Origin of the sequence: Pseudoalteromonas sp. S2755, assembly GCF_005886535.1 — a bacterium.
Taxonomy (GTDB): Bacteria; Pseudomonadota; Gammaproteobacteria; order Enterobacterales; family Alteromonadaceae; genus Pseudoalteromonas.
Map to the genome: position 1 here is coordinate 1 of NZ_PNDS01000158.1, position 7,947 is coordinate 7,947.

At 43.6% G+C, this 7,947-nt stretch carries 7 protein-coding genes and 2 tRNA genes; 8 read left to right on the forward strand and 1 reads right to left on the reverse strand.

What is annotated here, in order from left to right:
* Nucleotides 1-33: 33 nt before the first annotated feature.
* From CWC03_RS21270 to CWC03_RS21280, 3 genes are all read left to right on the forward strand, one after another.
* Nucleotides 34-108, forward strand: a tRNA-Gln gene (locus CWC03_RS21270).
* A gap of 40 nt (nt 109-148) precedes the next feature.
* Nucleotides 149-233: transfer RNA gene (locus CWC03_RS21275), tRNA-Leu, on the forward strand.
* 86 nt (nt 234-319) lie between these two features.
* Nucleotides 320-874, forward strand: a complete 555-nt coding sequence (locus CWC03_RS21280) for a hypothetical protein (protein ID WP_138583569.1) — start codon at nt 320-322, stop codon at nt 872-874.
* Nucleotides 875-991: 117 nt separating this feature from the next.
* On the opposite strand, the gene CWC03_RS21285 is transcribed toward CWC03_RS21280, so the two are convergent.
* The gene (locus CWC03_RS21285) at nt 992-2,158 is read right to left on the reverse strand and encodes an FAD-dependent oxidoreductase (RefSeq protein ID WP_138583570.1); all 1,167 of its coding nucleotides are present in this window, start codon (nt 2,156-2,158) and stop codon (nt 992-994) included.
* A gap of 230 nt (nt 2,159-2,388) precedes the next feature.
* Between CWC03_RS21285 and miaB the strand changes: the two genes are divergently transcribed.
* Genes miaB through lnt form a run of 5 tightly spaced genes read left to right on the forward strand, consistent with a single transcriptional unit; the run spans nt 2,389 to nt 7,829 of the window.
* On the forward strand, nt 2,389-3,822 hold the full coding sequence (gene miaB / locus CWC03_RS21290; protein ID WP_138583571.1) for a tRNA (N6-isopentenyl adenosine(37)-C2)-methylthiotransferase MiaB: 1,434 nt from the start codon (nt 2,389-2,391) through the stop codon (nt 3,820-3,822).
* 54 nt (nt 3,823-3,876) lie between these two features.
* Entirely contained in the window at nt 3,877-4,911 is a 1,035-nt protein-coding gene (locus tag CWC03_RS21295) for a PhoH family protein (protein ID WP_010370423.1), read from the forward strand.
* A gap of 3 nt (nt 4,912-4,914) precedes the next feature.
* On the forward strand, nt 4,915-5,373 hold the full coding sequence (gene ybeY, locus CWC03_RS21300; protein ID WP_138521636.1) for an rRNA maturation RNase YbeY: 459 nt from the start codon (nt 4,915-4,917) through the stop codon (nt 5,371-5,373).
* 22 nt (nt 5,374-5,395) lie between these two features.
* A complete protein-coding gene (corC, locus tag CWC03_RS21305; RefSeq protein WP_010370418.1) occupies nt 5,396-6,274 on the forward strand; it encodes a CNNM family magnesium/cobalt transport protein CorC in 879 nt (292 codons plus the stop codon).
* On the forward strand, nt 6,252-7,829 hold the full coding sequence (gene lnt / locus CWC03_RS21310; protein WP_138583572.1) for an apolipoprotein N-acyltransferase: 1,578 nt from the start codon (nt 6,252-6,254) through the stop codon (nt 7,827-7,829). Before corC ends, lnt begins: the two co-directional genes overlap by 23 nt.
* The last annotated feature ends 118 nt before the right edge of the window (nt 7,830-7,947 follow it).

Genomic DNA, 7,947 nt, shown 5'->3' on the forward strand with positions numbered 1-7,947 from the left:
TGTCTTAATAAGATTTGAACTTACCTCTATTGCTGGAGTATCGCCAAGCGGTAAGGCAGCGGGTTTTGATCCCGCCATTCCCAGGTTCAAATCCTGGTACTCCAGCCATCTCTTTTTGAGATGTTAGCTACAAATAAATATCTACTGTGCGGAAGTGGCGGAATTGGTAGACGCGCTGGATTTAGGTTCCAGTATCTTCGGATGTGAGAGTTCAAGTCTCTCTTTCCGCACCATTTAGTAACAATCTCTTTCCTATCTATTCATTACTAGCTCATTTTTATAATGTTACTTTTAAACTTTCTTCATGTTAGGAAAGAAAGTGCTAAAGTCTTTATTTCTTTTATTCTCATTAATCATTTTCGGTATACCTAGCTTTGTAGAAGCAAGGGCTAGCTCAATTTGCTCTCCATCACATATAGAAGTAGCACTCAAGCACTTTAGCTACTGTCAGCCCTCGGAGCAGGCAAATAAAGTTTCATTTCAAACTTTTACTAGCGATACCTACTCAGTAGTGATTAGCGACAACTCTTCTGAACTAACGTTAAGCTGGATAACTGGCGCTACCGCACTTGCTGGCCTACCGAACAAGTATGATTTAACACCTCTTGAGTTTATGACACGAGCTTTCAATGGTACGTTTGATATACAGAGTGAAGACATGCAGAAAGTCAGTGCTGAGCTTGGCGTTATAGACGAAGCAAATGTGTTTACCGCTACTCACGGAGCAAAACATATTTTTTCTTCTATCAGACCTTCAGGAGTTCAAACTGCTTACATTTTGCAGCCCAACAGTGATTGGTTATTAAGGCTAGATGGAAAATTTGATATTAATACATTGATGTATGTGGTCGATAAGCTAACACTGATGAGATAATCTCGGCACTAAATAATGAAGCGTGCAGTAATACCAATTTATCCTAATACTTGCTCCATCAAAAAGATCACTTAATTAAGTAAATTGGTGTAACACGCTCAGTGTAGAGAACAAAGACTAAAAACCAACTCCTCCCATGGCGTGCTTAAGCACTTCTTTTTTTAACGGCCCAGCTTTATTCGCCACATTCAGCGCCAGATTTCTCAAATGCTTTAACGGTGTTACTTGATTCGAAAAGCCAAAATAACACGCATCCATCATACTCATCATCAAGAGGTTGTCTTTTCTACGCTTTGACTCGTAATGATGTAGTGCGCTGCTGTCACCAATATCTTCTTTTGACTCAATCGCTTCAGCAAGCGCCGCAACGTCTTTAAAGCCAAGGTTTACTCCCTGCCCTGCTAATGGATTAATGGTATGAGCTGCATCTCCTACTAATACCACTCGTTCGCTCACGTACTGGTTGGCATGCTGCCTTGCTAAAGGAAAAACCGCTACTTCTTCAATCTCAAAGTCACCGGGTAGCTCAAAAAATGCAGCTTTTACTTCTTGTTTTAGCGCCTGCTTATCTAGTTGCTTAAGTAAATTGAGTTTATTGCCGTTGTCATACCAAATCAGATTGGCATACGGATACTGCATAGGTAAAAAGGCAATGGGACCTGATGGCTTAAATTGCTGCCATGTTTTTTCTTGTTGCGGTGCGTCGAGTTTAATCAGCAGCCCCATACAATGTTGCTCATATTGCCAGCCCGTCACGCCTATGCCACTCATTTGTCTGACGATGGAGCGACCTCCATCAGCTGCAATTAATAAATCGGCGGTAAAAGATGCAGCTTGATACTCAATCGTCACAGAATCATCATTATGAATAATGCGCTTTGGGATCCCCTCTGGTGAAACCACCTTGATATCAAATTCCTTGAACTGCTGCCACAAAGCAGCTTGAATAAGGTTATTCTCAATTAAGTGGCCTAAGTGCGAGGCGTTTAGCGCTTCACAATCAAATACTAATTGTCCTGGCTTATCCTCATAGGCTTCTAGCTGCTTGTAAACCGCGGCTCTGGTGTTTCTTAACACAGGCATAGCACCGAGCTCATCTAGTAACTGCTCGGAAAAGCGATTGATTGCAGAAACGCGAATATCTACCTTATCACTTGAGAGTATTGCACCTGGTGAGATGGGAGAATGTTCAATAATGGTTACATCAACACCTTGCTTCGCTAGCTTAACGGCACACGCCGCACCAACCATGCCACCACCGACTATCAGAGCCTTGTTTTTCATGCCATATTCCACTTAATTGAGTCTGTACGCATTGTAACGCATATAAAAACAGATGTTTGCTTAAAACACTCTGTATTGATCCACATTTTGAAAGTTAAAATCTATACTTGGCTAGACAAGATAGGTCATATAAAATACGCGTCCTTTAGGCATAATGATATCAATTCAGCATCGCCTGCACGAGAAACGCGTAGTGCTAAACACCGAGTTGTAAACGAGGCAATATTTAAATGAGTAAAAAACTGCATATTAAAACCTGGGGTTGTCAGATGAACGAGTACGACTCCCAGAAAATGGCGGATCTTTTGGATTCAACAAATGGCTATCAGCTTACAGAAGAAGCTGAGCAAGCTGATGTGATCCTACTCAATACTTGCTCGATTCGTGAGAAAGCACAGGAAAAAGTATTCCACCAACTTGGTCGTTGGAAACTACTAAAAGACACAAACCCTGATCTTGTTATTGGTGTTGGTGGCTGCGTAGCATCACAAGAAGGCGACACCATTCGCCAGCGTGCGCCATTTGTTGATATCGTGTTTGGGCCACAAACATTGCACCGTCTACCAGAGATGATCAAACAGGTGCAAAGCAAAGAAGGCTCTGTTGTCGATATTTCATTCCCTGAAATCGAAAAGTTTGACCGCCTCCCTGAGCCAAAGGCTGAAGGCCCGAGTGCATTTGTTTCGATTATGGAAGGTTGCTCTAAGTACTGTACTTTCTGTGTTGTACCATACACGCGTGGCGAAGAAGTAAGCCGACCTTTAGATGATGTGATCCTTGAAGTTGCTCAGCTTGCGGAGCAAGGTGTACGTGAAGTGAACTTGCTTGGCCAGAACGTAAATGCTTACCGAGGTGAAATGCACGATGGTGAAATTTGTTACTTCTCTGACTTAATTCGCTACGTTGCAGCAATTGACGGTATTGACCGTATTCGTTATACAACATCTCACCCTGTTGAATTTACACCAGATATCATCGAAGCCTATGCGGATGTGCCAGAGCTTGTAGATCATTTACACCTACCAGTGCAAAGTGGTTCAGACCGTATTCTAAACCTAATGAAACGCGGTCATACTGCGCTTGAGTACAAATCAACAATCCGCAAGCTACGTAAGATCCGTCCTAACCTAAGCATGTCTTCAGATTTCATCATTGGCTTCCCAGGCGAATCAAACGCAGACTTTGAAGCAACGATGAACCTGATTAATGATATCGGTTTTGATATGAGCTTTAGTTTCATCTATTCAGCGCGACCAGGCACGCCAGCAGCCGACTTACCTGATGATGTTGCAGAATCAGAAAAGAAAGAACGCCTGTATCTTCTACAGAACCGTATCAACCAAATGGCGCAGGATATCAGCCGCAAGATGCACGGTACCGAGCAGCGTATTTTGGTTGAGGGCCCATCGAAGAAAAACCCAATGGAACTGCGTGGTAGAACCGAAAATAACCGCGTTGTAAACTTCGAAGGCCCACACTCAGTGATCGGCCAATTCGTCGACGTACGTATTACTGAGGCGTTACCAAACTCGTTACGTGGTGAACTTATCCGTACTGAAGCAGAAATGGATTTACGTCGTGACGTAAAACCGTCGGATATCTTAAATAAAGCACCACAAGAACCTGAAATTAATGAATTAGGTGTTGGTACTTTTACCCCCTAGCATTTTTACATTGTGCGCTAGCTTCGGCTAGCGTCATTTTTATAGGAAGACATTTTGAGTAATCAGATAAAGAATATAGAAATTTACTTAGAACCCGCAGATAATCACCGCCTTTCTTCACTATGTGGTCCGTTCGACGAAAATCTAAAACAAATAGAACGTCGCCTTGGAGTTGAAATCGCGCACCGTGACAATTGGTTTAAAGTGACCGGACAAGCGGTAACGGCAAAAGCAGCTGTGGATATTCTAAAATCTCTATATGTTGATACTCAGCCTGTGAAAGGAAAAATGACAGAAATTGAACCAGATCAGGTTCATCTGGCCATCACAGAAGCGAACGTACTCGAACAAGACGCCCCAACCGTATGGGACAAAGAAGTCTATATTAAAACTCGTCGCGGTGTGGTTAAGCCTCGTAATCCAAATCAGAGCCAATATGTTGCTAATATCTTAACTCACGATATTACCTTTGGTGTTGGTCCTGCTGGTACTGGTAAAACCTACCTTGCTGTTGCAGCAGCGGTTGATGCGCTAGAACGCCAAGAGATCCGTCGCATCCTCCTCACTCGTCCAGCGGTTGAAGCTGGTGAAAAGCTGGGTTTCTTACCGGGTGATTTAACACAAAAAATCGACCCTTACCTTCGTCCTCTTTATGATGCCCTATTCGAGATGCTTGGTTTTGAAAAAGTTGAGCGCTTAATCGAAAAAAATGTCATCGAGGTTGCACCTTTGGCATATATGCGTGGTCGAACACTCAATGACGCGTTTATTATCTTGGACGAGAGCCAAAATACCACGACTGAACAAATGAAGATGTTCCTAACGCGGATTGGCTTTAATTCAAAAGCGGTGATCACCGGTGATATCACCCAAATCGATTTGCCTCGCGGTGCGCGCTCTGGACTTCGCCATGCAATAGAAGTGCTCAATGATGTAGAAGAAATTTCATTTAACTTCTTTAAATCTCACGATGTAGTTAGACACCCTGTGGTTGCTCGTATCGTCGAAGCATACGAGAAGAAAGAAGAACAAGAGCGTCTTGCTAAAGCTGAGAAGCATCAAGCGAAACAGCAACCTTCTGAGGAATAAACCATGGACTTAATGCTAGATTTGCAATTGGCTTGTGAATTTGACAACTTGCCTTCCGAAGCACAATTCCAATTATGGGCAGAACATGCATTAACGCAATTTCGCGAAGAAGCAGAATTAACAATTCGCATCGCTGACGAGCACGAAAGCCAAGAGCTCAATAGCCAGTACAGAGGCAAAGACAAGCCAACCAATGTGTTGTCTTTCCCATTTGATGCTCCACCGGGAATTGAGTTGCCACTTATTGGTGATTTAGTTATCTGTCCCCAAGTGGTATACCAAGAATCCATAGAGCAAGAAAAGACCTTTCATGACCACTTCGCCCATATGGTTATCCATGGTTGCTTGCATTTACTTGGATTTGACCATATAAATGAACAAGACGCGGTAGAAATGGAAACAATAGAGAAGCAAATTCTCGCTTCTTTGAATATCGCAGATCCTTACAGAGACGATTGTTAAATTAACGGAGCAGACACAACTAATGAGCGACGATAACTCGCAAAGTAGTCAGGGTTCTTCTAGCAAGACCTGGCTGGGACGCATCACACAGATGCTGCAAGGGGAACCCCAAAATAAAGAAGAACTGGCTGAAGTCATCGCTGATGCGCAAGAGCGCCAGCTGATTGACCCAGAAACCAAAGACATGATGGAAGGTGTACTCAGCGTTTCAGAGCTGAAAGTACGTGACATCATGATCCCACGTTCGCAAATGATTACACTTGATGTAGATGAGCCGCTCAGTGCTCAACTCCCTATGATGGTAGAATCTTCACACTCGCGTTTTCCTGTGATTTGTGAAGACAAAGACCATGTAGAAGGCATCTTACTTGCCAAAGATCTCTTACCTTTGATTTTGCGTGAAGAGAGCGATTTGCCAAGTATCCGCGAATACCTTCGTCCCGCAGTGGTCGTGCCTGAAAGTAAGCGTGTCGATACTCTGCTCAACGAATTCCGTCAAAAACGTTACCATATGGCTATCGTGATTGATGAATATGGCGGTGTATCTGGACTGGTTACTATCGAAGATATTCTCGAAACCATTGTTGGTGAAATCGAAGATGAACATGATGACGACGAAGAACAACAAGATATTCGTCAGCTCTCTAAACATGTTTATACTGTGCAAGCACTCACGCCCTTGGATGAATTCAACGAATTCTTCAAAACCAACTACGACACCCAAGAAGCAGATACCATTGGCGGTATTATTCTTCATGCATTTGGCCATATGCCAAGCCGTGGTGAAACTATAGACATAGATCCCCTTCAGTTTAAGGTAACTAACTCCGATAACCGGAGGATCTTACAAATTCAAGTAAGTGTACCTAAATCTGAACATGTTGAAGACTCTAGTATCTAACCTGAGTAACCTCGCAAAAGATAAGTTTGCATGGCTGGCACTCATTTCTGGCTGTGCACTTACTTTTGCTTATTCCCCTTTTGGTTTCTGGCCTATCGCTTTTATTAGCTTGATTATAGCGGCTTGGCTTACCGATAAACCTACCCCAAAACTCGCGGCTAAATATGGCTTTTTATTTGGCTTTGGCTGGTTTGCACTTGGCATAAGCTGGGTGCATGTCTCTATCGCTGAATTTGGTGGTTTACCCTTACCTGTCTCGGTGCTGTTGATGGCATTGCTATGTGCTTATCTTGCCATCTACCCGACATTGGCATTTGCTTTTGCCAGCTACTTTTCTCGCACCCCATGGCAACGGGTGCTAGCACTTGTTGCGGGTTTTGCCATTACCGAGTGGCTACGAGGCCACATGCTCACAGGCTTCCCTTGGCTTAGTTTTGGTTACACGTTAACTGACTCTCCATTGAGCAGCTTAGCCCCTTGGATCGGTGAATTTGGCTTAACATTACTAGTTATTTTAGCGACAACAAGCCTTTACTATCTACTTAAACAACGTGCGATTTATCTCGCTATAGCCTGCTTCGCTGGCATTGCAGGTCTATACAGTGTGCCTGTCATTCAAGGTCCATTGAAATACTCTGGAGATGAAATCACCACTTTGCTTGTACAAGGTAATATCAAGCAGAGTCTGCGCTGGGAGCCTGAGCAGTTTTGGCCGACCATGTCTAAATATCGAGATATGACCAGACCTAACTGGCAAGGCGTTGATTTAGTGGTGTGGCCGGAAGCCGCTATTCCTGAATTTGAAGATATCGCCTACCCATTTTTAGAAGGGCTGGACAAAGCCGCCGCATTTAATGGCACTGCACTAATAACGGGCATTCCCGATTATCAGTTTGATACCAGAACCGCGTACAACACGCTGATCACACTTGGTAAAAAAGAAAAAGAAGACAGCGAAGGGCAATATCACTACCTGCACAAAAACCGCTACCAGAAGCACCAATTGTTGCCTATTGGTGAGTTTGTGCCGTTCGAAAACCTATTGCGCCCTATAGCGCCTCTTTTTAACTTAGCGATGTCGTCATTTACTCGAGGTGATGCGGTACAACCAAACCTACTTGCGAACGGTTTGCATGTGTTACCCGCTATTTGCTACGAAATCGCGTTTAGCGAGCTTGTCAGAGGTAACTTTACCTCTGAGTCAGATATTCTTTTTACTGTGAGTAACGACGCCTGGTTTGGAGATTCCCACGGCCCGCATCAGCATATGCAGATCGCTCGGATGCGTGCCTTAGAATTACAGCGCCCATTAATTCGAGTAACGAATAATGGTATCACTGGTGTTTACGATCCACTTAGCAAAGTTCAGCATGCCATTCCACAATTCGAAGCCAATATACTGAAAAGTGATGTAAAACTAATTAGTGGAGTGAGCTGGTATGCAGAGCATGGTAATCGCCCCGTCTGGTTTATTATCGCTTTTATTATGCTGATACTCACCGCTGCAAAGGTAAAGCCCAAAGTGCTTAAGCGATTTGAACGCAACTTTTTGTAGTTGCGGTGATGTACCTATGGCGATGTAAAATCGCTCCTACACGTAATATATAACCTCTGGTAGGAGCCGCTTCACGCGGCGAGCTTTTGTTCCATTTCTCGATAATATATAGAAGCAA